The organism is uncultured Chryseobacterium sp. (genome assembly GCF_936933875.1).
GTDB lineage: Bacteria > Bacteroidota > Bacteroidia > Flavobacteriales > Weeksellaceae > CAKZIK01.
The window spans coordinates 30646-54942 of the sequence record NZ_CAKZIK010000004.1; the positions used below are offsets into that span (position 1 = coordinate 30646).

At 36.9% G+C, this 24297-nt stretch carries 25 protein-coding genes; 16 read left to right on the forward strand and 9 right to left on the reverse strand.

Features of this window, described 5'->3' with window-relative positions; all coding sequences use genetic code 11:
• Positions 1-80: 80 nt before the first annotated feature.
• Complete coding sequence (locus tag Q0252_RS00415; RefSeq protein WP_297982378.1) at positions 81-905, reverse strand: SDR family oxidoreductase; 825 nt, start codon at positions 903-905, stop codon at positions 81-83.
• A gap of 88 nt (positions 906-993) precedes the next feature.
• Positions 994-1965, reverse strand: coding sequence for a beta-ketoacyl-ACP synthase III (locus Q0252_RS00420; RefSeq protein ID WP_297982380.1), 972 nt, complete (start codon positions 1963-1965; stop codon positions 994-996).
• A 200-nt stretch (positions 1966-2165) separates the two neighbouring features.
• On the opposite strand from Q0252_RS00420, the gene yidD reads away from it, so the two are divergent.
• Positions 2166-2414, forward strand: coding sequence for a membrane protein insertion efficiency factor YidD (gene yidD, locus Q0252_RS00425; protein WP_297982431.1), 249 nt, complete (start codon positions 2166-2168; stop codon positions 2412-2414).
• Positions 2415-2850: 436 nt separating this feature from the next.
• Positions 2851-3699 carry a prolipoprotein diacylglyceryl transferase gene (gene lgt / locus Q0252_RS00430; RefSeq protein WP_297982434.1) on the forward strand — a complete coding sequence of 283 codons (849 nt, stop codon included), beginning with the start codon at positions 2851-2853 and terminating at the stop codon, positions 3697-3699.
• Positions 3700-3729: 30 nt separating this feature from the next.
• Here lgt and Q0252_RS00435 read toward each other — a convergent pair whose 3' ends face one another.
• The 3 genes from Q0252_RS00435 to Q0252_RS00445 all read right to left on the reverse strand — a co-directional run bounded on the left by Q0252_RS00435 (position 3730) and on the right by Q0252_RS00445 (position 5253).
• Complete coding sequence (locus Q0252_RS00435; RefSeq protein WP_297982382.1) at positions 3730-4026, reverse strand: hypothetical protein; 297 nt, start codon at positions 4024-4026, stop codon at positions 3730-3732.
• A gap of 41 nt (positions 4027-4067) precedes the next feature.
• Positions 4068-4763, reverse strand: coding sequence for a dipeptidase PepE (gene pepE / locus Q0252_RS00440; RefSeq protein WP_297982384.1), 696 nt, complete (start codon positions 4761-4763; stop codon positions 4068-4070).
• 82 nt (positions 4764-4845) lie between these two features.
• Entirely contained in the window at positions 4846-5253 is a 408-nt protein-coding gene (locus Q0252_RS00445) for a thioesterase family protein (RefSeq protein WP_297982387.1), read from the reverse strand.
• A 136-nt stretch (positions 5254-5389) separates the two neighbouring features.
• Between Q0252_RS00445 and dnaA the strand changes: the two genes are divergently transcribed.
• The 7 genes from dnaA to Q0252_RS00480 all read left to right on the forward strand — a co-directional run bounded on the left by dnaA (position 5390) and on the right by Q0252_RS00480 (position 12234).
• Positions 5390-6838 carry a chromosomal replication initiator protein DnaA gene (dnaA, locus tag Q0252_RS00450; RefSeq protein WP_297982389.1) on the forward strand — a complete coding sequence of 483 codons (1449 nt, stop codon included), beginning with the start codon at positions 5390-5392 and terminating at the stop codon, positions 6836-6838.
• Positions 6839-6918: 80 nt separating this feature from the next.
• The gene (locus Q0252_RS00455; RefSeq protein ID WP_297982392.1) at positions 6919-7374 is read left to right on the forward strand and encodes a low molecular weight protein-tyrosine-phosphatase; all 456 of its coding nucleotides are present in this window, start codon (positions 6919-6921) and stop codon (positions 7372-7374) included.
• Positions 7375-7394: 20 nt separating this feature from the next.
• Complete coding sequence (locus tag Q0252_RS00460; RefSeq protein WP_297982393.1) at positions 7395-8093, forward strand: SAM-dependent methyltransferase; 699 nt, start codon at positions 7395-7397, stop codon at positions 8091-8093.
• 75 nt (positions 8094-8168) lie between these two features.
• Positions 8169-8546, forward strand: a complete 378-nt coding sequence (locus Q0252_RS00465) for a hypothetical protein (protein ID WP_297982396.1) — start codon at positions 8169-8171, stop codon at positions 8544-8546.
• Positions 8547-8609: 63 nt separating this feature from the next.
• Entirely contained in the window at positions 8610-9677 is a 1068-nt protein-coding gene (locus tag Q0252_RS00470) for a DUF2891 domain-containing protein (RefSeq protein ID WP_297982398.1), read from the forward strand.
• Between the two features lie 49 nt (positions 9678-9726).
• On the forward strand, positions 9727-11073 hold the full coding sequence (gene dacB / locus Q0252_RS00475) for a D-alanyl-D-alanine carboxypeptidase/D-alanyl-D-alanine-endopeptidase (RefSeq protein WP_297982401.1): 1347 nt from the start codon (positions 9727-9729) through the stop codon (positions 11071-11073).
• Positions 11074-12234 (forward strand): HAMP domain-containing sensor histidine kinase, encoded by a 1161-nt coding sequence (locus Q0252_RS00480; protein WP_297982404.1) that lies wholly within the window; start codon positions 11074-11076, stop codon positions 12232-12234.
• 194 nt (positions 12235-12428) lie between these two features.
• Here Q0252_RS00480 and Q0252_RS00485 read toward each other — a convergent pair whose 3' ends face one another.
• The 4 genes from Q0252_RS00485 to Q0252_RS00495 all read right to left on the reverse strand — a co-directional run bounded on the left by Q0252_RS00485 (position 12429) and on the right by Q0252_RS00495 (position 16727).
• Positions 12429-14339 carry a M1 family metallopeptidase gene (locus tag Q0252_RS00485; protein ID WP_367174798.1) on the reverse strand — a complete coding sequence of 637 codons (1911 nt, stop codon included), beginning with the start codon at positions 14337-14339 and terminating at the stop codon, positions 12429-12431.
• Between the two features lie 54 nt (positions 14340-14393).
• A complete protein-coding gene (gene tatC / locus Q0252_RS00490) occupies positions 14394-15221 on the reverse strand; it encodes a twin-arginine translocase subunit TatC (RefSeq protein ID WP_297982406.1) in 828 nt (275 codons plus the stop codon).
• Positions 15222-15268: 47 nt separating this feature from the next.
• Positions 15269-15403 carry a GNAT family N-acetyltransferase gene (locus tag Q0252_RS12245; protein ID WP_367174799.1) on the reverse strand — a complete coding sequence of 45 codons (135 nt, stop codon included), beginning with the start codon at positions 15401-15403 and terminating at the stop codon, positions 15269-15271.
• Positions 15404-15764: 361 nt separating this feature from the next.
• Positions 15765-16727, reverse strand: a complete 963-nt coding sequence (locus tag Q0252_RS00495) for a KpsF/GutQ family sugar-phosphate isomerase (RefSeq protein ID WP_297982409.1) — start codon at positions 16725-16727, stop codon at positions 15765-15767.
• Between the two features lie 182 nt (positions 16728-16909).
• Between Q0252_RS00495 and recQ the strand changes: the two genes are divergently transcribed.
• The 7 genes from recQ to Q0252_RS00530 form a co-directional block, all read left to right on the forward strand.
• Entirely contained in the window at positions 16910-19114 is a 2205-nt protein-coding gene (gene recQ / locus Q0252_RS00500) for a DNA helicase RecQ (protein WP_297982412.1), read from the forward strand.
• 6 nt (positions 19115-19120) lie between these two features.
• Positions 19121-19480, forward strand: coding sequence for a TonB-dependent receptor plug domain-containing protein (locus Q0252_RS00505; protein WP_297982414.1), 360 nt, complete (start codon positions 19121-19123; stop codon positions 19478-19480).
• 53 nt (positions 19481-19533) lie between these two features.
• A complete protein-coding gene (locus tag Q0252_RS00510; protein WP_297982417.1) occupies positions 19534-20619 on the forward strand; it encodes a glycosyltransferase in 1086 nt (361 codons plus the stop codon).
• Between the two features lie 293 nt (positions 20620-20912).
• Positions 20913-22316, forward strand: a complete 1404-nt coding sequence (gene lpdA, locus Q0252_RS00515) for a dihydrolipoyl dehydrogenase (protein WP_297982420.1) — start codon at positions 20913-20915, stop codon at positions 22314-22316.
• Between the two features lie 275 nt (positions 22317-22591).
• Complete coding sequence (locus Q0252_RS00520) at positions 22592-23488, forward strand: DUF4476 domain-containing protein (RefSeq protein WP_297982422.1); 897 nt, start codon at positions 22592-22594, stop codon at positions 23486-23488.
• A 57-nt stretch (positions 23489-23545) separates the two neighbouring features.
• The gene (locus Q0252_RS00525; protein WP_297982425.1) at positions 23546-23734 is read left to right on the forward strand and encodes an RNA-binding protein; all 189 of its coding nucleotides are present in this window, start codon (positions 23546-23548) and stop codon (positions 23732-23734) included.
• A 90-nt stretch (positions 23735-23824) separates the two neighbouring features.
• The coding region (locus Q0252_RS00530; protein ID WP_297982428.1) for a S1-like domain-containing RNA-binding protein at positions 23825-24297 on the forward strand (473 nt) is incomplete at its 3' end.

Consider the following 24297-nt stretch of genomic DNA (forward strand, 5'->3'; position numbering starts at 1 on the left):
TCAAAATTTTAGATTAAACAAAATTACAATTAAAAAACAATTTTAAAACTTTAACCCTGAACTTTAAACTGGAAACGGTGTTATCCCATAATGTGAAAACCGCCATCTACATGACGTATTTCGCCGGTAATTCGGGTTTCCGGACGGAAAAGATGAACGACTTCATGCGCCAAATCTTCCGGAGTGGCATTTCCGAGCGGACTCAAACGGTCGGCTCTGTCGACATCTTCGGTTTTCAACGTGGCGTTTCCGGCTTTACTTCCCATGTAAGGTGAAAAACGTACACAATTAGCACGAATTCCGTAATCTCTGCCCAATTCATAAGCCATTTCAATGGTTAATCTTTCAAGTGCAGCTTTGGCAATACTCATGTTGATGTATGGGAAAAACGAAACTTTTTCCGCGGCAATGTAACTTAAAGATACAATGGAAGCACCTTTTTGTAAAATATGGCTCATCAAAAGAACGTGTGAAAGCGAAATCAGTGAAAACGCTGAAACGGTCATCGTATCATTAAATTCTTCCGCCGTAACTTCCAACATTGGTTTTACGGATTTGTTGCGGATGGTTTTATCCATCGCAATTGCATGAAGAAAACCATCTAATTTGACGTTGTTCTGATTTAAAAACTCTACCAAAGAATCCAAACTTTCGGGAAGCGTTACGTCGAGTGGAAATGTCAACGTTTCAGCGCCGAGTTTATTTTTACAAGCAGTTTCGAAATCGCTGTATGATTTATTCAAAAAACTTTTAGCTTTTTCGGAAAGGTTTTTGTGGAAAGGCGTTACGCTAAGTCCGGTGCAAACTACTTTTCCGTTGTTTTGAATAATTTTTTCGGCCACTTTCATAGCAAGAGAATTTTCATCTGCAATTCCGGTGATTAAAAAGGTTTTATTGGTGAACATATTTTGTTTAATTATGAATTATAAATGATGAATTATGAAATAATGCTGAATGTTTATTAACTAATACCTAAATCCTAACACCTAACACCTAAACTTTATAAATCGCCGTTCCCCAAGTCCAACCGGAACCAACAGCGGCGAAAAGTAAGGTGTCACCGTCTTTAATTTTTCCGCTTCGGTAGGTTTCATCAAGCACAATCGGGATGGTTCCGCCGGAAGTATTGGCGTATTTGTCCATATTGGTCATCACTTTTTCAAACGGTATATTCACTTTTTCGGCGACTTCCTTTAATATTCTGATGCTGGGCTGATGTGGAATGACCCAATCGATATCATCAGATTTCATTTGGTTGGCTTCGAGAATTTCGTTGATACATTCAGGCAAAACTTTGGTGGCAGTGCTGTAAACTTCCTTTCCGTTCATCTGAAAATAATGAAGTCCTTGCTTGATGGTTTCTTCTGACGCAGGAATTTCGCAACCACCGGCAGGAATATTGAAGTGCATTTTCCCGGTTCCGTCCGCATGAAGTTTGAAATCGATAAATCCTTTGTCTTCATCTGTTGCAGACAGTAGAATCGCTCCGGCTCCATCTCCGAAAAACACAGAATCTTTGCGAGACCAATCGGTAATGCTCGAAAATGTATCGGCTCCAATTACTAACACATTTTTGTACATACCCGTTTGAATGAACTGAGAACCAATGGCTAAACCATAAATTCCACCGGAACAAACTGCGGAAATATCAAAAGCAACAGCGTGATTTGCATCAATTTTTTCCTGAACAAAACACGCTGTAGAAGGAGCCTGTCTGTCGGGAGTGGAAGTAGCAACAATAATTAAATCCACCTCTTTCGAAGTGATTCCCGCGTTTTCCAAGGCTATTAAACCTGCTTTGGAAGCTAAATCGCTCGTTACTTCTCCTTCAACAATTCTTCTTTCTTTAATTCCTAAGTGGGAATAAATCCATTCGTCATTAGATCCTACGGCTTCAAAAAAATCATTTTTTAAAACTTTTGGTGGCGTGTAAGATCCGGTACCTTTAATTATTGCTCTTTTCATAGTATTTTAAATTGTCATTATAATTTTGGCGGTTCATGAAATTTTCAAAAAACAATCTTATATTGATTATATTTGTTTATAATCTATTTATTTGAATCCTTTTTTACCAAATTTTCAACAAACAAATGTACCAAACATCTTCATACAGGCAAGTTTTAATGTAAACAAATTTTAATTTATTTTTGCACTGCTTTTCAATGATGACTTTCAATAAAATCATAACATTTCCTTTGGTGGTGCTGATAAAATTTTATCAGTGGTTTATCTCGCCTTTACTACCAAAAAACTGCAGATACGAACCTACCTGTTCGCATTATATGATTGAAGCTTTGAGAGTTCATGGCCTTTTTAAAGGATTTTGGTTAGGAGCAAAACGCATTGCAAGATGTCATCCTTGGGGTGGAAGTGGTTACGACCCGGTTCCGCCGAAATGTAATCATCAACATTAAAATTTTTACGACAAATAATATGAGTCAGTTTTTTTACAGAGTTTTTGTTTTTTTAATGGTTTTTATAACCACCGTTTTTTCTGCGCAGAAGATTTCCGAAAATGTTTCGGACGGTACATTGCAGATGAACGACGGAACTAATATTCCGGTAAAGATTTTCGCAACGACTTCCGGGCAGGCTTTTGTAGATTTTGGAAGCCAACAACACACCGGAAACACCTTAATTTTTCTCAATGATGAAATGAAGGAATACGTTGGTTCTCCAATTTTTGAAGTTTTTAAAAAGAACGGCTATCAATTGTTGGATAAAAAATTTAATCCTATTGCGTTGGACGCAGTTTCCGACCCGAAAGATTATGCGTATTACTACAAACCGGAAAATGCAAAAACGGTTGTTACACCAGGAACTGTAAAAGATTTAAAGACTGAATTCAAAATCTGGAATCCTTCAAAAGGTTTGAAGTTAGGACCCATTACGCTGCATTTCTACAGTTTGATGTTTATTCTGGCTTTTGGATTGGGTTATTTCATCATGGCTAAAATGTTTAAAATTGATAATGTCAACGAGAAATATTTGGAGCCGCTTTTCACCTGGACTTTAGTGGGAACCATTTTCGGAGCAAGATTAGGACACGTTATTTTCTATGAACCCGAATTATTTAAAACTGATTTTTGGAGCGTTTTTCTCCCAATAAGAACTCAGCCGAAGCTTGAATTCACAGGCTTCTCCGGTCTTGCAAGTCATGGTGCTGCGATTGCGCTCATTTTAACCACTTTATATTACAGCCTGAAAATTATCAAGAAAAATCCTTTTTGGGTTTATGATAGAATTGGGATTGTAGTTGCTTTGGGAGGTGCTTTTGTGAGAATGGGAAACTTTTTCAATTCCGAAATTATTGGGAAAGCTGTAGCGCCAAGTTCGCCTTTTGCGATGTTGTTTCCGCAGCAAAGTTATGGCTATGGTGCAACTGTTCCGCGCTATCCCACACAACTTTTTGAAGCTGTAGGATATTTGCTGCTGTTCATTTTGCTATGGTTTTTGTACCGTAAAACCGATAAAAAATATCAGCAAGGTTGGTTGTTCGGATTGTTCTTCATTATTCTTTGGGGAATCAGATTTTTTGTTGAATTCCTAAAAGAACCGCAGGACGACGAGTTCATCACCTTTGTGGGATTGAATACCGGACAGATTCTTTCGATTCCATTTATGATTGCAGGAGCGGTGATTATGTGGTATTCACAGAAAAATAAAATTACCGAGGCTGAAAACGAAAAGCCTGAATAGAATAAAAGACCGAAAATTTTCGGTCTTTTATTATTTGATGGTGTTTATTCTGACGAGTCCTTCATTTTCGTGGTACATCATGCAAACTACTTTTCCATCGAATTCGGGACATTTGTCAATTTTTTCAAAAGTGACTTCCACGGTTGCGTCTTTGCTGAAATTTTTCAGTTTATCGGTGTTGCAAACGAGATAATCTTTACCGTCAATTCTCAGATAAGAACCTGTGCAATCGCTGATAATTTTTGCGTTTTGTGTTGGAACCTTCGCTACGCACGAAGACATAATTGCAATTCCGAATACTAATATTGATGATTTTACTGATTTCATTTTTAATATTTTTAGGAAGACTAACAAAATTCAGACCTAAATTAAACCACTGAAGTTCCGGGCTCAATTTCATAAGGTTCTTTTCCTTTCTCGAAAATTCTTGTTAGTTCCGTACCTTCCGTAGTGATTTTATCGCCAATTCTGCGAATCCAATTCCCTTCGCGAAGACCAACTACTTTTACATCATTCTGAGTTAAAAACTCTTTGATTCGGGTTTCACGGGTTTCGCCGTTGTGTTTCAAATCCGGATTTGGGTCGAGATAATGAGGATTCAGATTGAACGGAACCAATTCCATACAATCAAAACTTGGCGGATAAACAATCGGCATATCGTTCGTGGTTTTCATATTTTTCCCACCAATGTTGCTTCCGGCGCTGCTTCCCAAATAAGGTGTTCCGGCTTCTACATTTTGTTTGATGAGAGACATCAAATTGTTTTCATGCAAGGTTTTTACTAAAAGAAAAGTATTTCCGCCGCCTGTAAAAAAACCTTTGGCGTTGTTGACAGCTTCCTTCATATCCGAAAATTCGTGTAGACCTTTCACTTTGATATTGAGCTCAGCGAAAAATTTGAAAGCAATGGCAGTATAATCATCATGAGAAATTCCGCCCGGTCTTGCGAAAGGCACGAAAATGATTTCATCTATCCCGGAAAAAAGTTCAGTGATTTCGTTTTTAATATATTCTAAATAATTTCCGCCGAAAAGGGTGGAAGTAGAGGCGAGTAAAATATTCATTTTTTAAGTAATAGTTAATAGTTAAAAATTAATAAGTGAATGGTGTAGCATATCATCCATCATCCAAAATACATCATCCGGCTTAGGTCCAATTCTTTTGAATAAATTCCATTAAAAAATCGGGGCATTTGATGATTTTATTGGTATTAGCGTCGAGGAAAAACAGCGTTGTATTTGCTTCAGTTATTTTTTCTTTAGACTCATTATAAATTTCATATTCGAATTCAATTTTTACTCCGGGAAGCTTTTTGATGTAGGTATGAATTTCGAGAAGTTGGTCATACTTTCCAGGCTTCAAATATTTAATTTTATACTCCGAAACCGGCAGCCAAATTCCCTGATTTTCAATTTCATCGTATGAAATTCCAATGGCTCGAAAAAGTTCAACGCGGGCAACTTCAAGGTACTCTGCGTAGTTTCCGTAGTACACATATTTCATAGGGTCGGTTTCTCCGTAACGTACTCGTATTGAGTGTGTTGTGTGTATCATATTCAGCCTCTCATTTAGTCATACAAATATATTTTTTAATAATCAATAGTACAAAGATTTTTTTTTCCACAATAATGTTTTCATATTTGTATTTACTAATAAAGAAGAATTTTCAACTCTAATTTTGCGAATAATAATGGATCAAGATTTATCATTGATATGGGAAAAGTGTCTCAATTTCATGCGGGACAACCTTAATGCGGCTGAAGACAATGATGATCTAAAAAAATTAGAAAAATCATTCGACTTTATGTTTGATAAAGTGGCGCCTGTATCTTTGGTGAACCATAATCTTACCCTTCTTGTACCAAGCGATTTTTACAAAGAATATATAGAGGACAATTATTTGTCTTTACTTTCTGCTGCACTTCGCAAAAACATTGGTAAAGGTGTAAAATTATGGTATTCTGTGATGGAAAACAAACCATCAGGAAAAGAACAGCCTATTTTGCAAAATATTAAAGGAAATTCTGTACAGGCTCCAAAAATTCAGGAGGCAATGCCGAAAGCTAAAAAATTGGTAAATCCTTTTGTAGCACCCGGAATTAAAAAAGTGAATATTGAAGCCAACCTAATCCCGAATTTGTCATTTGATAATTTTGTGGAAGGAGAGAGCAACAAATTTGCTTCAACCGTAGCAAAATCAATCGCGAAAAGACCGGGAGCAACTGCTTTTAACCCATTGTTTATTCACGGCGGAGTTGGAGTAGGGAAAACACACCTTGCTCACGCAGTTGGTTTGGAAGTGAAGACAAACTTCCCTGAAAAAGTGGTTTTGTATCTTTCTTCCGAAAAATTTATCCAACAGTTTGTTTCTGCTGCAAAAGCTCAAAACAAGACAGATTTTCAGAATTATTACCAAATGGTGGATGTTCTGATTATTGATGATATTCAATTCCTTTCCGGAAAAGCGGCAACCCAAGACAGTTTCTTCCACATTTTCGATTATCTGCACCAAAACGGAAAGCAAATTATCCTGACTTCGGATAAAGCACCGGTTGATATTCAGGATATTCAGGAGCGTATTGTTTCCCGTTTCAAATGGGGACTTTCAGCGGAAGTAAAATCTCCGGATTTCGATACCAGAAAGAAAATTATTATTGATAAATTGAGTCGCGACGGAATTGTTTTAACAGAAGACATGATTGATTTCCTTGCAGGAGAAGTAAAATCTAACGTAAGAGAACTGATTGGCGTAATTAATTCCGTAATTGCCTATTCTACCATCTACAAATCAGATTTGAGTTTGGAGTTGTTGAAAGACACGATAAACAAAATTGCTTCTACACAGAAAAAAGTCATCAATATTCCTTATATTCAGGAAGTTGTGTGCGATTATTTCGGAATTAAGCGAGAAGATTTACTTTCAAAATCAAGAAAAAGAGATGTGGCTTTGCCGAGACAATTGGCGATGTATTTCTCTAAAGAATATACGAATGCCACTTTCTCTAAAATTGGTGAAGAAATGGGAGGAAAAGACCATTCTACGGTTATGTATGCTTGCGAAACCATTCGCGATGTTTCTAAAATCGATAAGGAAATAAAGAAATATCTGAAAGATTTAACAGAAAAAATCAAACAGTAAAAACAGAATGAAGAATAGCAATATTCTTCATTTTTTTTGTAAATTTCAATTATCACTCATTTACCAATTACTCATTACCCATGAAAATACTAATGGTTTGCCTCGGCAATATTTGCAGAAGTCCTTTGGCAGAAGGAATCATGAAAACAAAACTGCCCGAAAATTTTGAAGTAGATTCTGCCGGAACCATTTCGATGCACGAAGGCGAACATCCGGACAAACGCGCTATAAAAACTGCAGCCAAGCACGGAGTAGATATTTCAAAACAAAAATCAAGACCAATTACTGCTAAGGATTTAGAAAATTTCCACAAAATCTACTGCATGGATTTGAGTGTTTTTGAAGATGTAATTTCGAAAGCCAAAAACGAACAGCAACGACAAAAAATTAAACTTTTTCTTGAAGAAGCCGGAAATACCGTCGAAAATATTGAAGTTCCGGATCCTTATTGGGGAGACATGGCAGAATTCGAAAGTGTTTATCAACTCATTGATGAAGCCTCCGAAAAAATCGCCCAAAAACTTCAGAATCAATAATTATACATTACTCATTACTTATGCTATTTTTGATTCCCGCTTATCTTTCCGAAAATTCTCCACTCGACTATTTTGCTCCGGCGATTAAAGAATATATTCTGAAAACTGATTATTTCTTTGTTGAAAACGAAAAGACCGCAAGAAAAGTCATTAAATTTTTCTGCCCTGAAAAAAAACAGCCCGACTTAAAACTTTTTCTGCTCGACAAGTATTCACAGAATGCTGATTTAAATGAGGCGCAAAAACTCATGAAACAGGGGCAGGATTTTGGTCTGTTATCGGAAGCCGGGCTTCCGTGTATTGCGGACCCGGGAAATATTATGGTGAAATGGGCGCACGAAAATAACATCAAAGTTGTTCCGGTGAATGGACCAAGTTCGATTATTTTGGCCTTGATTTCAAGTGGTTTTAACGGACAGCAATTTACTTTTCACGGCTATCTTCCGATCGATAAATCTGATAAAAAATCGAAAATTCAATGGTTGGAAACGCAGGTTCAGAAGACAGGATATTCTCAGATTTTTATGGAAACACCTTATCGAAATAATCAGTTGTTGGAAGATTTAATCAAATTTTTAAATCCAAATACCAAACTTTGTATTGCAGCCAACATCAACGACCCTGAAAGCGAATTCATTAAAACGCTTAAAATTTCAGATTGGAAAAAAGAAAAGACTGATTTACACAAGATTCCGGCAGTTTTTGTTTTGGGAAATTAAAGTTTAACAGCCTTTAACATTGGTTTTGCATTGTTCTTGTTCGTCTTTATTCATCACAAAAAAAATAATGAAATTATGACTAACAAGAAACTTGCAGGAATTTGGCTTGATACTGAAAAAGCCATCATCGCAAAAAATCACGACGGACAGCAAACTTCAGAATTTACAGTTTCAGGAACTGCAAAACACGAAAAGCAGCACGGAAATTCCAGCGAAAATGCGGGCAACAATTCTGAACAAACCACCAAAACAAAATATTTCAAAGAAATAGATCATCTACTTGAAAATACGGAAGAGCTTTATATCACAGGTCCCGGAACAGTTCAGGAAGAATTGAAATCGTATCTTCACGACACAGCACAGTTCAAAAATCTTAAAATTGTTTTGGACTCATCGCAACAAATGGGAGAAAATGAACTGATTGAAGCGACAAGATCACACTTCGGTCAGTAAATCCAACCAATCAATATGCAAAGACCTTTCAATTTTTTGGAAGGTTTTTTTTATTTTTATTGAATGAAAAAATTCTTTGCTCTTACAATGTTTGTCGGAATTTTAGTTTCCGCTCAGCAAACACCTTCACTTACTGATGAAATGGCCTTCAAACTTTCAGAAAAGCCTTTGCATTGTATTAATCAGGAATATCCGAATAAAACCGCGCATACCATCAATTCTGAAAAAGAAGTCGTTCTTTCTCCCAAAGATTTGCATCCAAGTTTTTACGGCTGTTTCGATTGGCACAGCTCTGTGCATGGTCATTGGATGTTAGTTAGGCTTTTAAAAACCAAACCAAATTTGTCTAACGCCAAAGAAATTGAAAGAATTTTGGATGATTCTTTTGATGAGATTAAATTGAAAGAAGAAGCAGAATATTTCACTAAGTTTCCCTTAACTACAACATTTGAAAGAACTTACGGTTGGGCTTGGTTGCTGAAGTTAGATCAGGAATTGGTGACGTGGAATGATCCACGAGCAAAAAAATGGCATGAAAATCTAAAGCCTTTAACTCAAAAAATTATTGAGCTTTGGAAGAATTATTTGCCAAAACAAACCTATCCCAACAGAACAGGAGTTCATCCGAATACTTCATTTGCATTGAGTTTTGCTATAGATTGGGCAAGAGCGACGAATGATAAAGCCTTTGAAAATCAACTCATTGAAAAATCCAAATATTTCTATTTTAAAGATGAAAAAACACCCGCTTATCTGGAACCCGACGGTTCGGATTTCTTTTCGCCAAGCTTGGAAATTGCAGATTTGATGCGCAGAGTTTTACCTCAGAAAGATTTTGAAAAATGGTTTAAGAAATTTTATGACAAGCGCGGAATTCAGAATATTAAAACCATTCCTGTTGTGAGTGATTTGTCTGATTATCAAACTGTTCATTTAGTAGGTTTATCGTTTTCGAGAGCGTGGTGCATGAAAGGGATTTCTTCGGCGCTTTCCGACAATAATCCGCTCAAAAAAGATTTTGACCAAACTGCCGATAAATTTCTCAACAATGCTTTGCCATTGCTGTTTCAGGGAAATTACGGAGGAGACCATTGGTTAGCAAGTTTTGCTGTTTACGCTTTGGAAAACTAAAAATATTTCAAAATCTTATTCGTTATATTTGATGTAATTAAAGTAAAAAATGAAAAATATACTTCCAATACTGTTGTTTTCCACGGCAACAGCTTTTGCCCAAAATATTCCTCAAAAATTAGATGCTGCAACCAAAGATTTGCTGAATACAGCTCCGGCTTATTCAGCCAACCTGTCTTTTTATGTTGCGGATGAAGCCGGAAATTTTGTTTATGAATATCAGGGAAACCGTGGACTTTCTACCGCTTCAACGCAAAAAATTTTTACAGCTGCAGCAGCATTGGAAACGCTCGGAAAGAATTACCAATATACTACAACCGCCTCATTTTCGGGTGGAAATCTGTTTATTTCATCTAATGGAGACCCAACGTTGGGAAGTTGGCGATATGAAGGTTACAAGCCTGAAAACTTCAAACAAAAACTCGTCGAAGCTTTAAAACAAAAGAATGTTTCCAAAATTTCGGATATTGTGATTGATGATTCTTATTTCGATTTTCAAACAGTTCCGGGAGGTTGGCCTTGGGATGACATGGGAAATTATTATGGAGCCGGAGTTTGGAGTGTGAACTGGCGTGAAAATCAGTTTGATATCAACACGAACGGGAAAGATTTCAAAAATTTTAATGTAGAACTACCGAATGTAAAATGGGTAAATGATGTGAAAACTGCGGGAAGTTCTGACCAAAGTTTGATTTTCACTGCACCACATTCCAATGTTGCCCATATCAACGGATCTTTGCCAGGAAAAGCGATGACTGTTTCCGGTGCTACGCCAAATCCACCTTTAACTTTAGGGTACGAAATTAAAAACTGGTTGAAAGAAGCAGGAATTGAATTCAATGGAAAAGTTTTAACGGCTTCCCAACAAAGAATTGACGGACTGAAAATTCCTGATGGCGCAAAATCAAATGTTATCATGACTTATAAATCGCCAACAATGGACAAAATTGTCTATTGGTTCCTGAAAAAAAGCGTGAATTTGTACGGCGAAACCATCATCAAAACTTTAGGAAAAGAAAAGAAAGGCGTTGGAAGTTTTAGCGCCGGTGTTGATTATCTTAAAGATTTTTGGACTTCAAAAGGAATCAATGCTTCAATGATTAATTTTGCCGATGGTTCCGGTCTTTCTCCGCAAAATTATGTGTCGGCAAGAGCGGAAGTTCAGGCGTTATTGTGGAGCAGAAAACAGGCTTGGTTTAACGATTATTTTTCAGGATTTCCTGAACAGGGAAATGGTATGAAAATGAAAAGCGGAACCATGAAAGACACCAAATCTTTTGCAGGCTATCACACTTCCAAAGACGGAAAGAAATATGTTTTTTCCATCATCATCAATAATTATCAGGGAAGCAGCCCAAGTGATGCGCTGTATAAAGTTTTAAATGTTCTGAAATAAATGCTGCAGAAAACCCTTTTAGCACGAATTAACAACTGGATTATTTACATCGTCTTTTCGGTAATCATTTTGGCTATCGTTGTTGCGACGTATTTTCTGATTGATTATCTGCGAAAAGAAGAAATAAAACGCATCGAACTTTTTGCAACGGCGATGAAATATCAGCAGGAAACCAATATTACAGACCCAATTGTTCTGGATTTAATTCTGCAAATTTCGAAAAGTAATAATTCTGTTCCTGTGATTGTAACTGACGCAAAAGGAAAACCTTTCGGACCAGATTTGATGGTGAATATTCCGAAGGAAACGATGGAAAACCCGCAGAAACTTCAGGCTTTGTTGAACACGATGAAATCTTCGTACAAACCTTTCGAACTCGAAGTTCCGAGCGGAAAACAATATATTTATTTTACGAATTCAAAGCTGCTGAATGATTTGCGTTATTCCCCGGTTTTGCTGGGATTGCTGATTCTTTCCTACATCGCTTTTTCGTTTTGGTTTTTACGGACGATAAAGAAAACCGATGAAGGTTATGTTTGGGCTGGTTTGGCTAAAGAAACGGCGCATCAAATCGGAACTCCGCTTTCATCAATGATTGGCTGGATTGAAATTTTGAGGATGGAAAATGAAAACAGTGAAGGCGTAAAAGAAATTGAGAAAGACATCAACCGACTTCGCACCATTTCCGAAAGATTCTCGAAAATCGGTTCTGTTCCTGAATTAAATGACCTCAATATCAATGAAACCGTTCAGCAAAATTACGATTATCTGAAATCGCGAGTTTCTTCAAAAGTTGATTTTAAACTGCAGCTTCCCAATGAAGAAATTTTAGTTCCCCACAACCGAATTCTTCTAAGCTGGGTGATTGAAAACGTCGTGAAAAACGCTGTTGATGCGATGAAAGGAAAAGGAAGTCTGAATATTTCGATGTATGAAAAAAACAACAACGTCTTTATCGATTTTAAAGATTCCGGTTCCGGAATGACGAAAGCACAAACGCGAAAAGTTTTTAAACCCGGATATTCTACGAAAAAACGTGGTTGGGGTCTTGGTTTGAGTTTGGCGAAAAGAGTAGTGCAGGATTATCATAACGGCGATATTAAAGTGGCGCAGACGGAAGTTGGAAAAGGATCGACGTTTAGAATTATGATGAAAGCTTAATTTTTCGGCGGCGGCGAAGCCGCCGCCGCCGAAAAATCCGCAAAAAAAACCGCGCGGCGCCGAAGGCGCCGCGCGGTTTTTCCAAAATAAATCAATATTTTTATTTAACTCTTTCAGCGTTTTAAACGCTGAAAAGGTTCCATTTCCCAAACTTTCTCAAAGTTCAAAAATCTTTGACAAAGTTTTCACAAAAACTATTTTAATTCGGAAGATTTCATCGGCGGGTCTAACTGATGAATTTGATCACGACTTACAGAAAGCACATTTTTCACTTTTTTGAAATAAGTCATCGCAGCATTTGCATCTTTTCCATCAGGAACTTTTATTGCAAAGCCATTTAAGGCATTGTATTCGTAAACAATTTCGGCTCCGTATTTTTCAATTGCTTTTTTTACGGAGTCTTTTTTGCCCTTTTCATAGAAAATAATTAAAGTTTTGTCAACTGATTTGTTGGTTGAAAAAGCAGAATTTGGGGCTTGAACTTGCTTCAAATTGATAAAATAATTGCGGCTAATTTGAACCGGTTCAGAAGATTTCAAAGCAATATTTTGCCATTCAGTTTTAGGTGTAATCATTTCAGAACCTATCCTTAAAGGAAGTTTGAAATTGTCAGCCACATTTTGATATCTGTAGTACAATTGATTTCCTCGTTGCTCATATTCAAGTGTAGGAATTTTTGTAGTTCGTAAATACTGATTAAATACTGTTGAAAAATCAATCCCAGATTCTTGGGAAATATAGTTCTCAATTTGTTCTGTAGTTACTGTTTGATGATAGAAATCTTTATTCATTCCACGTAAAATTTCACGGAATTTTGCATCATTATTAATCACTTCCCGAATCGTGTGAAGCATGTTGGCACCTTTGTAATACATGTCGCCGCTTCCTTCATTACGAATGCCGTAATTTCCGATGACGGGTTTATCATTCATTATCGCCATTCTGGTTCCCTGAACATACGCATCGGCAGATTTTCTGTCCAAAAATTTCTCAGTAAAAAGCGTTTCGGAGTAAGCTGTAAAACTTTCGTGAATCCACATATCAGCTTGGTCTTTTGCAGTGATGTTATTGGCGAACCATTCGTGCCCGCTTTCGTGGACAATAATGAAATCCCACTTCAAGCCAACTCCCGTTCCGGATAAATCGCGCCCAAGATAACCGTTCATGTATTTATTTCCGTAGGCAACGTTGCTTTGATGTTCCATTCCCAAATAAGGCGTTTCAACCAACTTGTACGAATCTTCGTAGAAAGGGTAAGGTCCAAACCAATATTCAAAAGCTTTCATCATGGGCTGAACTTGCTGAAACTGCTTTTTGGCTTTATCTAAATTTTTCTCTAAAACCCAGTAATCTAAATCCAGTTTTCCTTTTTCGCCGTTGTAGGTGTCATTAAAATTGGCAAATTTTCCGATGGTTGGAACAATAGAATAAGGATTGATGGCATTTTTTACTTCCCATCTGAAAAGATTTTTCCCGTTCTGAATTTTTTTGGAAATCAGTCTTCCATTTCCCACGCCGGTTAAATTTTTAGGGGTGATGATGTCCATTACGATTCCGTTTTCAGGTTCGTCGCTCCAAATATCTTTTGTTGGAAGCCACAACGAAACACCGTTTCCTTCCTGTGCGACACTAATCCACGGATTTCCGTCGTCATCTTTGTCAAAAACCCAACCTCCATCCCAAGGAGCGTGTTTTGCAATAATTGGATTGCCAAAAAATTCAAAATTAAAAGATTGAACTTCTCCTTTTTTATAATTTTTTTTCGCCTGAATGAAGATGAAATCTTTATCACGTGATGCCGTAAGTTTACTGTCTTTATTAACGAATTTAAAATTCATCGGTTGCTGCAAATCTATCTGAAAGACAGGGTTTGAAACGTCATTTGTAATCTCGAAAGTGATTTTATTTTTTCCCTGAACAGTTTTTTTGTCGAAATCCGGCTCTACGGAAAGTTCATATTTTTTAACGTCCCAAAAGTTTCGAAATTCGGTGTTGGAACCTTTTAAAGTGTCTTCACGTTTTGTGGTATCGCCTTTTGGGAAAAGATTTTGTGCCGAAGTGAAAGCTCCTGCAGAAAGGAATAAAGCAACAAGGATTTTGTTCATTTTAATTCAGATTTACATCAAAGATAATTATTTTGACGTAAGATGAATGCGACTTTATGAAGTCTTAACTAAACCTTTTTCTTCGTTTTTCTGCAGTCTTTTGTAAATTCTGGATGAAGTCATAATACTGAATTCATACAGAACAACAAGTGGTAAAGCAGCCATCATCATGCTTAAAACATCGGCTGGAGTGATAATTGCAGCAACTACCATAATCAAAACAATCGCGTGTCTTCGATACGTTCTCATAAATTGCGGCGTTAAAATTCCGATGGAAGTCAGGAAATAAACGATAACCGGAAAAAGGAAAATGGTTCCCATGCCTAAAACGATTTGCAGGAAAAGCGTGGTATAATCTGTTAAATCGAAAAGCTGAGTAATATTATCCGAAATTCGGAACATCATCCCGAAATTAATAGCCAAAGGTAAAATTAGGAAATAACCACACAAAACACCTGCAAGAAACAGCATCCAAATAAAATTGATGAAAAATCTTGAATTTTTTCTTTCGGTTGGATGAAGCGCCGGGCTGATGAATCTCCAAAGCTCATAAATAATGTAAGGAAAAGCCAAAACAATACCGCCAAAAATAGAAACCGACATCATCACGTTGAACTGCTGCATCATTTTTTTCTGCTGAATTTGGAAAGTATCCGGCAAAGTGATGCTTTTTGTTCCTAAAATTTTCTCGGAGAAATGGTTAATCACTTCAAAAGTGACGAAATTATTTTTCGTTGGTGCGAAAAAAATATGGTCCATAATCCATTGAATGTTGAAACCCACCACGAAACCGCCAATAACAATGGCAATAATGGAACGGATTAAATGTCCGCGAAGTTCTCCGATGTGTCCCCAAAAAGACATTTCTTTTTCTGTACTCACTTTTTTTTCAGCTGAATTTTGAAGTTGCGAAATTAAAGAATTATCTGTTAACTCTTCGAAAGTCGCGTGTTTTTATTTTCGCGGAAGTAGTAAATTTTCACTTTTTTCCGCAAGGTAAATCCTAATTTTTCGTAAACGGAAATCGCTCTTGTATTTTTCGGGTCAACATGAAGGAACGGAATTTTTCAGTCTGAAATAATTTTGTTGTTCACGAAATTCATGAGTTGCTGTGCGTAACCGCGGCCTGTAAAAGCAATATTGGTAACAACTGCAGAAATTTTGAGGAAATCTTCATTCTGAAAACGTTCTCCGGTTACAGCTACGAGTTTTCGTTCATTAAAAATTCCGTAATAATTGCCTAAAAGATGCGTTTTCGGGCGGTAAAATCCGGGAAAAATTCCTGCATCATGTCAGTAAAAAAATATGTTTTATCAAAGTCTTGCGAGAATATGAAATTTGAAAATAAGCTAAAAACTAAAAACAGAAATCTGGTATTCATGGACTATTATCAAACAAATTCAAATCACTTCAAACGAACTCAAACTAGTTAATTCCTTCATCCAACAACCTATGCAAATCCACAATTCCGAAATATTTTCCGTTGTCCGTCACAATCAGCTGACCAATATTATTTTCTTTCAGAATTTTCATGGCTTCTTTTGCCAACTTGTTTTTATCGATGCTTTTGGGGTTTTTGCTCATAATTTCAGAAGCTTTTACATTTGAAACATCTTCGTTGTTGGTCAGGAGCATTCGACGCAAATCGCCGTCCGTAATGACTCCCAAAATTTCTTCGTTTTCGGTAACAACGGTAACACCGTGTTTGGAACTGCTCACAGAAATAATCACTTCCCGAATATTAGCGTTTGGAGAAACCTGCGGCTTTTGTTGGGAAAGAAACTGTTCCACTCTTGCAGTCAAGTTTTTACCTAAGCTTCCACCCGGATGAAACTTGGCAAAATCGGTGTCTTTAAAGTTTTTAATTTCCATTAAAACCACCGCTAAAGCGTCTCCTAAAGCCATCTGAACAGTGGTAGAACTTGTAGGAGCCAGTTTGTTAGGACAGGCTTCAACATCAACTTTAGTGTCCAAAACCACATCAGAACCTTCTGCCAATTTAGATTTCGGATTTCCCGTCATTCCAATTAAAGCGGAGGAATATTCTTTTAAATAAGGAACTAAATTGACAATTTCGGGCGAATTTCCCGAGTTCGAAATGCACAAAACAACATCCTGTTTTTGCACTACTCCCAAATCTCCGTGGATGGCTTCTGAAGCGTGTAAAAACTGTGCTGGAGTTCCGGTGGAGTTCAGTGTGGCTACAATTTTGTTTCCAACATGAGCAGATTTTCCGATACCGACAATGATGAGTTTTCCTTGGGCGGAACTGATGAGTTCTACAGCTTTTACAAAGGTGTCATCAATTCGGTTTTTGAGTTTTTCAAGTTCGGAAATTTCTATCTCTAACGATTTCTGTGCGAGCGAAATAATGTTTATGCTTTCCAAAATATACGCATTTATTTTTTAAAAAATTAGCCTTGTAAAATTGACTTTATTTTTAAAATTATTTAACTTTGATTAAATGCAAAATTAGCAAACAAATTTGGATGAAGTATCGCAACAGGAATATTTACCTGTAATTTTTTATTTGAAACATCCACGAAAAAAATATTATCGAAGAAGAACAGATGAATACAAAAACCACCGATTTATCTAAAGAACTAAAAAAATATTTCGGTTTTTCACAGTTTAAAGGACAGCAGGAAAAAATTATACAAACCCTTTTGGAGGGGAACGATGTGTTTGTTTTGATGCCTACAGGAGGCGGAAAATCTCTTTGTTACCAACTTCCGGCGCTTATTTCAGAAGGAACGGCAATTGTTGTTTCGCCGTTAATTGCACTCATGAAAAATCAGGTAGATGCAGTAAACGGGCTTTCTTCGGACGAAGGAACAGCGCACGTTCTTAATTCCTCCCTCAATAAATCCCAAACCAATCAGGTTTTTACAGATATTAAATCCGGAAAGACAAAACTGCTTTATGTTGCTCCGGAATCTTTGATTAAGGAAGAATATCTAGAATTTTTAAAGGAGGTGAAAATTTCTTTCGTTGCTATTGACGAAGCACACTGTATTTCGGAATGGGGACACGATTTTCGCCCGGAATACCGAAACCTGAAACTGATTATTGATAAAATTGCGGAAGTTCCTGTGATTGCTTTAACTGCCACTGCAACGCCAAAAGTTCAGGACGATATTCAAAAAACTTTAGGAATGACGAATGCAATGGTTTTCAAAGAAAGCTTCAACCGTCCGAATTTGTATTATGAAATTCGTCCGAAAGTAAATGTAGATAAAGAAATTGTAAAATTCATAAATCAGAATAAAGGAAAATCCGGAATTGTCTATTGTTTGAGCCGAAGAAAAGTGGAGGAGTTTGCTCAACTTTTACAGGTAAACGGAATCAATGCTTTGCCTTATCATGCAGGTTTAGACCAAAAAACCAGAGTTGCGAATCAGGATAAATTTTTGATGGAAGAATGCGACGTTATTGTTGCCACCATCGCTTTCGGGATGGGTATTGACAAGCCGGATGTAAGATTCGTAATACATTACGACATTCCGAAATCTCTGGAAAGTTATTATCAGGAAACAGGTCGTGCTGGAAGAGACGGTGGTGAAGGTTACTGTTTGGCTTTCTACGACCCAAAAGATATTGAAAAACTCGAGAAATTTTTAGCTCAAAAGCCGGTTTCAGAACGTGAAATTGGATTACAACTTTTGAATGAGGTTGTTGGTTATGCAGAAACTTCAATGAGCCGAAGACAATACATTTTGTACTATTTTGGAGAACAGTTTGACCCGGTAAAAGGAGCCGGAGCGAAAATGTGCGACAATTCTACCAACCCACCAAAACTGAAGGACGCCACCAAAGATTTGAAAACCGTTCTGGAAGTGGTGAAAAAGTTAGAAGAGAAATTCAAAACCAAAGATTTAATCAATATTTTGGTAGGAAAAGAAAGTTCTGTTACAAAGTCCTACAAACTCGAAACGCATAAACTTTTCGGCATCGGAAAAGCGGCATCGGACAATTATTGGAAATCGATTATCCGACAGGCAACCGTTCAAAATTATCTTCAAAAAGATATTGAAACTTATGGTGTTCTCAAAATTTCAGAAAAAGGACAAACGGTTATTGATGGTAAATCCAAAGAGACTTTCCTTATTGCAGAAGACCGCGAATATGATTTGGAGCAGATAAAATCTTCTTCTGAAAAAGTGGAAGTTCAAGCCGGTGGAGGTTTGGACCAAAATCTTTTTGCGTTGCTGAAAGAATTGCGTAAAAAAGTCGCCAAAAAACATGGAATTCCGCCTTACACTGTTTTCATGGATCCAAGCTTGGAAGACATGACAACACAATACCCAGTTACGGTTGAAGAAATTGGTAAAGTGTATGGTGTTGGAGAAGGAAAAGCCAGGAAGTACGGAAAAGAATTTGCAGATTTTATCGCAAAATATGTTAAAGAAAACAATATCGAGCGAACTCAGGATATGGTTTTGAAACAGGTAGCGAATAAATCCAGCCATAAAGTCTTCATTATCCAAAGTACCGACAAAAAAATTGATTTTGAAGACATTGCAAGAGCCAAAAATTTGTCAATGGATGAGCTTTTAAAAGAGATGGAACGTATTGTTTATCAGGGAACCAAACTGAATGTAGATTATTACATCGAAGATAATTTTGATGAAGATATCGTGGAAGAATTTATGGAATTCATGGGCGAATCCGAAAGTGATTCTATGAAAGTTCTGACTTCCGAATTCGGTGACGATTTAAGCGACGAAGAACTTAGAATGTTGAGAATTAAATTTATTTCGGACGTAGCGAATTAGATAAATATGAAAAAAAGAATAGCATTAGTATTGATTTGTTTGTGTGGATTAGCTTCTGCACAAGTTGTTGACTACAACCCAAATAAAGACCCGATTCAGATTGAAAATGTGCCTCAGAAAAAGACTCCACCTATTTTCAATACATCAAAGTTAATTGTAAGGGATGGCAAAAGTTTTGGTAAAAAACCTTTGTATGTAGTGGAGGGAAGGATTATAGATGAAAAAGAATTTCACGCTATAAATCCGAATAAAATTGAATCTATGCATGTTCTGAAAGGAGAAAATGCTACCCGAATCTACGGAGAAAAAGGTACCAACGGCGTTATTGACATTAGGTTGAAAAAGGAATTAAAAATTATTCAATAAAAAACCCAGTCACCATAATTTGTGGCTTTTTCCTTTCCCAACCTTTTGAAACCGTGCAAAAAAAAATAAAAATAATTTTCATTCTTCCGGACCTCGAAACCGGCGGTGCAGAACGGATTGTTACCACAATTGCGAATCATCTTCCGCGTTCAACATTCGAGCCGAAAATTATGTTGTTGCGAAAAGAAGGCGGTTATCTCGAATTTTTAAAAGGTGATGTTGAGGTTATTGATTTAAAAACCCAAAGAATTCGTAACGGATTAAAACCGATCTTGTCGGAAATTCATAAGCGCAAACCCGATATTGTTTTCAGCGGATTTGGGGAGGTGAATGCATATCTTTCGATGTTTCTAAAGTTTTTTCCGAAAACAAAATTTATTGCAAGGGAAACCAATGTTGTTTCAAAACATGTTACAAGACGGGAAATCCGTTTTTTCTATAAATTTTATAACAATTACGATAAAATCATTTGTCAGAGCGACGATATGATGAACGATTTGGTAGAAAATTTCAAGATTAAAAAAGAAAAACTCGTAAAAATCAACAATCCTGTTGATTTTGATTTTATTGATGAAAAACTCGCTGTTTCAGAAAAGCCGGAAAGTTTTAAAGAAGATTTTAAAAATGTTGTCGCCATCGGAAATTTATCTTCACGAAAAGGTTTCGACAATCTTTTGAAAGTTTTTGAACATTTAAAAAACGAGAAAATTCTACTTCACATATTGGGTGATGGTCGCGATGAAGAAATGTTGCATCAAATGAAAACGGATTTAGGTTTAGAAAATGTCACTTTTCACGGACAGCAGAAAAATCCGTATCAGTTTCTGAAATTTGCGGATTTATTCATTCTTTCGTCCCGTTATGAAGGTTTCCCGAATGTTTTGCTCGAAGCCGGAGCCTGTGGAACTTACGCTTTAGCCAACAATTGTCCCGGCGGAATTCAAGAGATTATTCAGCCTAAAATAAACGGAGAAATTGGGGATATAGAAAATGATGCTGAATTTGCTGAGAAAATTAAGGATATTTTGACTGAAAATCATGATAAAACGGCAATTCGAAATTCTATACAATCGAGATTTTCAAAGGAGATTATTTTGAGGAATTATGAAGATTTGTTAATTTCAATATCGAAAATTTAACAACATTTTTTCATTCCGTAGGAATCTAAACCGTTGAGATTCCTACGGAATGACAAATTTGTGTTTTAGCCAAACGTTTATTAAAAAGATAAAGTGTAACTAGCCATTGAAATGGAAATCCAGCAGCCATCGTTTGGAATGTATTGGCGCGAGGAATTGTAATGGAAAGCAGGTTCCCGGCTCCGAATAATTCAACATTCAAAATTTAAAATTCAAAATTTCCTTAATCTGCGGGAGATTTTGTAATTTTGAAAACCTTAAAAAATCATTCAAATAATTCTAAAAAAATAATAATGAGTCAATTCGATGTTACCGTTATCGGTTCCGGTCCTGGTGGTTATGTAGCGGCAATTAGAGCTGCACAATTGGGTTTTAAAACTGCAATAATCGAGAAATATCCAACCATGGGCGGAACATGTCTTAACGTTGGATGTATCCCTTCCAAAGCGCTTTTGGACAGTTCTGAGCATTTTCATAACGCAGCACACAATTTTGCCAGTCACGGAATTATCGTGGACACGCCAAAAGCGGATATGGCAAGAATGGTGGAACGCAAAAACGAAGTGGTGGACCAAACAACGAAGGGAATTCAGTTTTTGATGGACAAAAACAAAATCACTGTTTTTCAAGGCGTTGGAAGTTTTGAGGATGCGACTCACGTTAAGGTAACGAAAGAAGACGGTTCTTCAGAAGTGATTGAATCAAAGTATACCATCATTGCGACAGGTTCAAAACCGGCGTCGTTGCCTTTCATTACTTTAGATAAAGAAAGAATTATCACTTCTACTGAAGCATTAAACCTAAAAGAAATTCCAAAGAAATTTTTGGTCATCGGTGGTGGAGTTATCGGTCTTGAATTAGGTTCTGTAATGTTGAGATTAGGTTCTGAGGTAACCGTAATCGAATTCATGGATAAAATTATTCCTGGAATGGATGGTGCTTTGTCGAAAGAACTTCAGAAAGTGCTGAAAAAGCAGGGAATGAAATTTGAACTTTCTACAGCAGTTTCAGCGGTGGAAAGAAACGGAGATTCGGTGAAAGTAACCGCGAAAAACAAAAAAGGAGAGGAAGTTTCGTTTGACGGTGATTACGTTTTGGTTTCTGTAGGAAGAAAACCTTACACAGACGGACTTGCGGTGGAAAAAGCAGGTGTGGAACTCGACGAAAGAGGAAGAGTGAAAGTAAACGACCATCTTCAAACCAATGTTCAGAATATTTACGCGATTGGTGATGTTATTCAAGGTGCGATGTTGGCTCACAAAGCGTCTGAAGAAGGTGTTTTGGTGGCAGAACAATTGGCCGGACAAAAACCACATATCAATTATAATTTAATTCCGGGAGTAGTTTACACTTGGCCTGAAGTTGCCGGAGTTGGCAAAACTGAAGAGCAATTGAAAGAAGCCGGAGTTGCCATTAAAGTGGGTAATTTCCCGATGAGAGCGTTGGGAAGAAGCCGTGCTTCAGGTGATATCGACGGATTCATCAAAATTATTGCTGATGAAAAAACCGACGAAGTTTTAGGCGTTCATATGATTGGTGCAAGAGCTGCAGATATGATTGCGGCTGCTGTTACCGCAATGGAATTCCGTGCAAGTGCCGAAGATATTGCGAGAATGTCTCATGCTCACCCAACTTTTGCTGAAGCCATTAAAGAAGCGGCTTTGGATGCGACAGGGAAGATTGCTATTCACATGTAAGAATCTGTAAAGTGGTGGAGTCGAAAAGTCGTAAAGATGTTAGTCGACTTTGCAACTCAACGAATTAACAACTTAACAATAAAAAGAGAAGCTCCAGCTTCTCTTTTTTTGTTTGAACATCGCTTTGATTCACAATTTTTAAGAAAGTTAAATCCAAATTATCAAATTTTTAAAATATTTCAATTTTATTGATCAATGCTTAAATTTTTACCAATACTGTTGATTTTGGCACACTTGTAGAATAGATTTTTTCAGAACTTTTAAAATGAATAAAAATGAAAAAAATCTTTACTATTTCAGCAATGGCTTTCTCAATGTTAATATTTGCTCAGGAAGCCGGAAGAGTAGGAGAACTGCTGAAAAATGAAGCCAACAAATCTGAAATGCAGACGCAAAGACAAGCGGTAGGAAACAGAAGCGCAAACAACAGCAAAGTTTTGGATAATTCTGCCTACAGAAACGGAAACCGCGACCGCGATAACAAGCAGTACAAGGCAAAAACGTATCAGTGGAATAATAATTATGGAAATTCTGAAGTGTTTTTAAGAATTCCGGAGCGTGGATATTTTAGTGTGGAAGTTGGAGATCAAGTCATGAGCAATGCTTCAGGAAAATTCAGATTCTTTGATCTGGCTGCAGGAAATGTTCCGATTTCAATTTATGAAGACGGTTATTTGGTGTACAGAACTAAACTTAATGTTCGTAACAATATGAGAATGGTTTTGGATTTCTTCAGCAACAAAGGTTTATATCTTTTGGATTCTTACCAAGTTCAGGGAAAAACTTATGGTTTTAACGAATGGGATGATGTCTGGAACAATCCTTACGCTAACCAAAACGGAAACTGGAACAATGGTTATGAAAACAATGGTTATTACCAGAACGTGATGAGTTCAAGACAGTTTGCCGATTTCTTTAATGCAATGAACAAAAGCGCTAATTTCGATGAAGAAAGAACACGGTTCATCAGTCAGCAAATGAGGGATGCCAACTTTACATCAGACCAAATTTTTAAAATGCTGAAAGAATACAGCTTTGATAAAAACAGGCTGCAAATGGCGAAGCAGCTTTATGCAAAATGTGTTGACAGAAAGAATTTTTACCTTGTTTATGATGCATTCGATTTCGACAGTGCAAAACGGGATTTGAGCAACTATGTAGCAAGAACATAACGAAAGGGGAGTTTTTACTCCTCTTTTTTTATTATTTTTAAATTTAAATTTTTCAATGTGAGTGATTCAAAAGGAAAGCCAGTTAAAAACGTCGACCATTGCAACGTAATTGGCAGAACAAACATAGGAAAATCCGGAAAAGTGGAAGATGTGAACATCAGCAAAACCGGACATATGACGATTACTGTTCGACAAAAAGATGATGTACGCTTTAAAACTTTGGCGAAGAATGTGGAGATTATTTAATATCTCGCAGATTAGGCAGATTGTATAGATTTTATTTGTGCATTTGTGGCAAACTTCCATCATCCATCCCAAAAAACATATCTTTGCACCATGAAAATCGGTAAAACGCAGACTTTAAGAATCTCGGAGAAAAATTCATCAGGTTATATGCTGGTGGATGAAACAGAATGGAAGGCCTTTCTTCCTAAAATTTTTATCCACGAAGAAAAAGAAGAAGGGGATGAAATGGAAGTTTTCATTTATCAGGATGATGGGAAACTGAAAGCTACTACCGAAAGTCCATTAGCCGAAGTTGGCGAATTTGCGGTGATGAACTGTGTGCAAAGTCTTCCCAGTGGCGCTTTTATGGATTGGGGAATTATTAAAGATTTATTTATTCCGTACACGCAGCAGAAATTGAAAATTGTTGAAGGAAAGCGTTACTTGGTTTACATTTACATTGATGAAGCGACAGGTTTAATTACCGGAACCACGAAATTCAAAAGAAATCCACAATACGAAAATTTACCTTTCGAGAAAGGCGATAAAGTAGAGTTGTTGATTATGGGCGAAAGTGAAATCGG

Coding starts and splice junctions, on each gene's coding strand:
- dacB (WP_297982401.1), top strand. CDS start 9,727: ATGAAAAATATACTTCCAATACTGTTGTTTTCCACGGCAACAGCTTTT.
- recQ (WP_297982412.1), top strand. CDS start 16,910: ATGAATACAAAAACCACCGATTTATCTAAAGAACTAAAAAAATATTTC.
- Q0252_RS00435 (WP_297982382.1), bottom strand. CDS start 4,026: ATGAAATCAGTAAAATCATCAATATTAGTATTCGGAATTGCAATTATG.
- Q0252_RS00470 (WP_297982398.1), top strand. CDS start 8,610: ATGAAAAAATTCTTTGCTCTTACAATGTTTGTCGGAATTTTAGTTTCC.
- Q0252_RS00455 (WP_297982392.1), top strand. CDS start 6,919: ATGAAAATACTAATGGTTTGCCTCGGCAATATTTGCAGAAGTCCTTTG.
- yidD (WP_297982431.1), top strand. CDS start 2,166: ATGACTTTCAATAAAATCATAACATTTCCTTTGGTGGTGCTGATAAAA.
- Q0252_RS00480 (WP_297982404.1), top strand. CDS start 11,074: ATGCTGCAGAAAACCCTTTTAGCACGAATTAACAACTGGATTATTTAC.
- Q0252_RS00520 (WP_297982422.1), top strand. CDS start 22,592: ATGAAAAAAATCTTTACTATTTCAGCAATGGCTTTCTCAATGTTAATA.
- Q0252_RS00460 (WP_297982393.1), top strand. CDS start 7,395: ATGCTATTTTTGATTCCCGCTTATCTTTCCGAAAATTCTCCACTCGAC.
- Q0252_RS00465 (WP_297982396.1), top strand. CDS start 8,169: ATGACTAACAAGAAACTTGCAGGAATTTGGCTTGATACTGAAAAAGCC.
- Q0252_RS00485 (WP_367174798.1), bottom strand. CDS start 14,339: ATGAACAAAATCCTTGTTGCTTTATTCCTTTCTGCAGGAGCTTTCACT.
- lpdA (WP_297982420.1), top strand. CDS start 20,913: ATGAGTCAATTCGATGTTACCGTTATCGGTTCCGGTCCTGGTGGTTAT.
- Q0252_RS00445 (WP_297982387.1), bottom strand. CDS start 5,253: ATGATACACACAACACACTCAATACGAGTACGTTACGGAGAAACCGAC.
- Q0252_RS00420 (WP_297982380.1), bottom strand. CDS start 1,965: ATGAAAAGAGCAATAATTAAAGGTACCGGATCTTACACGCCACCAAAA.
- Q0252_RS00505 (WP_297982414.1), top strand. CDS start 19,121: ATGAAAAAAAGAATAGCATTAGTATTGATTTGTTTGTGTGGATTAGCT.
- Q0252_RS00415 (WP_297982378.1), bottom strand. CDS start 905: ATGTTCACCAATAAAACCTTTTTAATCACCGGAATTGCAGATGAAAAT.
- pepE (WP_297982384.1), bottom strand. CDS start 4,763: ATGAATATTTTACTCGCCTCTACTTCCACCCTTTTCGGCGGAAATTAT.
- dnaA (WP_297982389.1), top strand. CDS start 5,390: ATGGATCAAGATTTATCATTGATATGGGAAAAGTGTCTCAATTTCATG.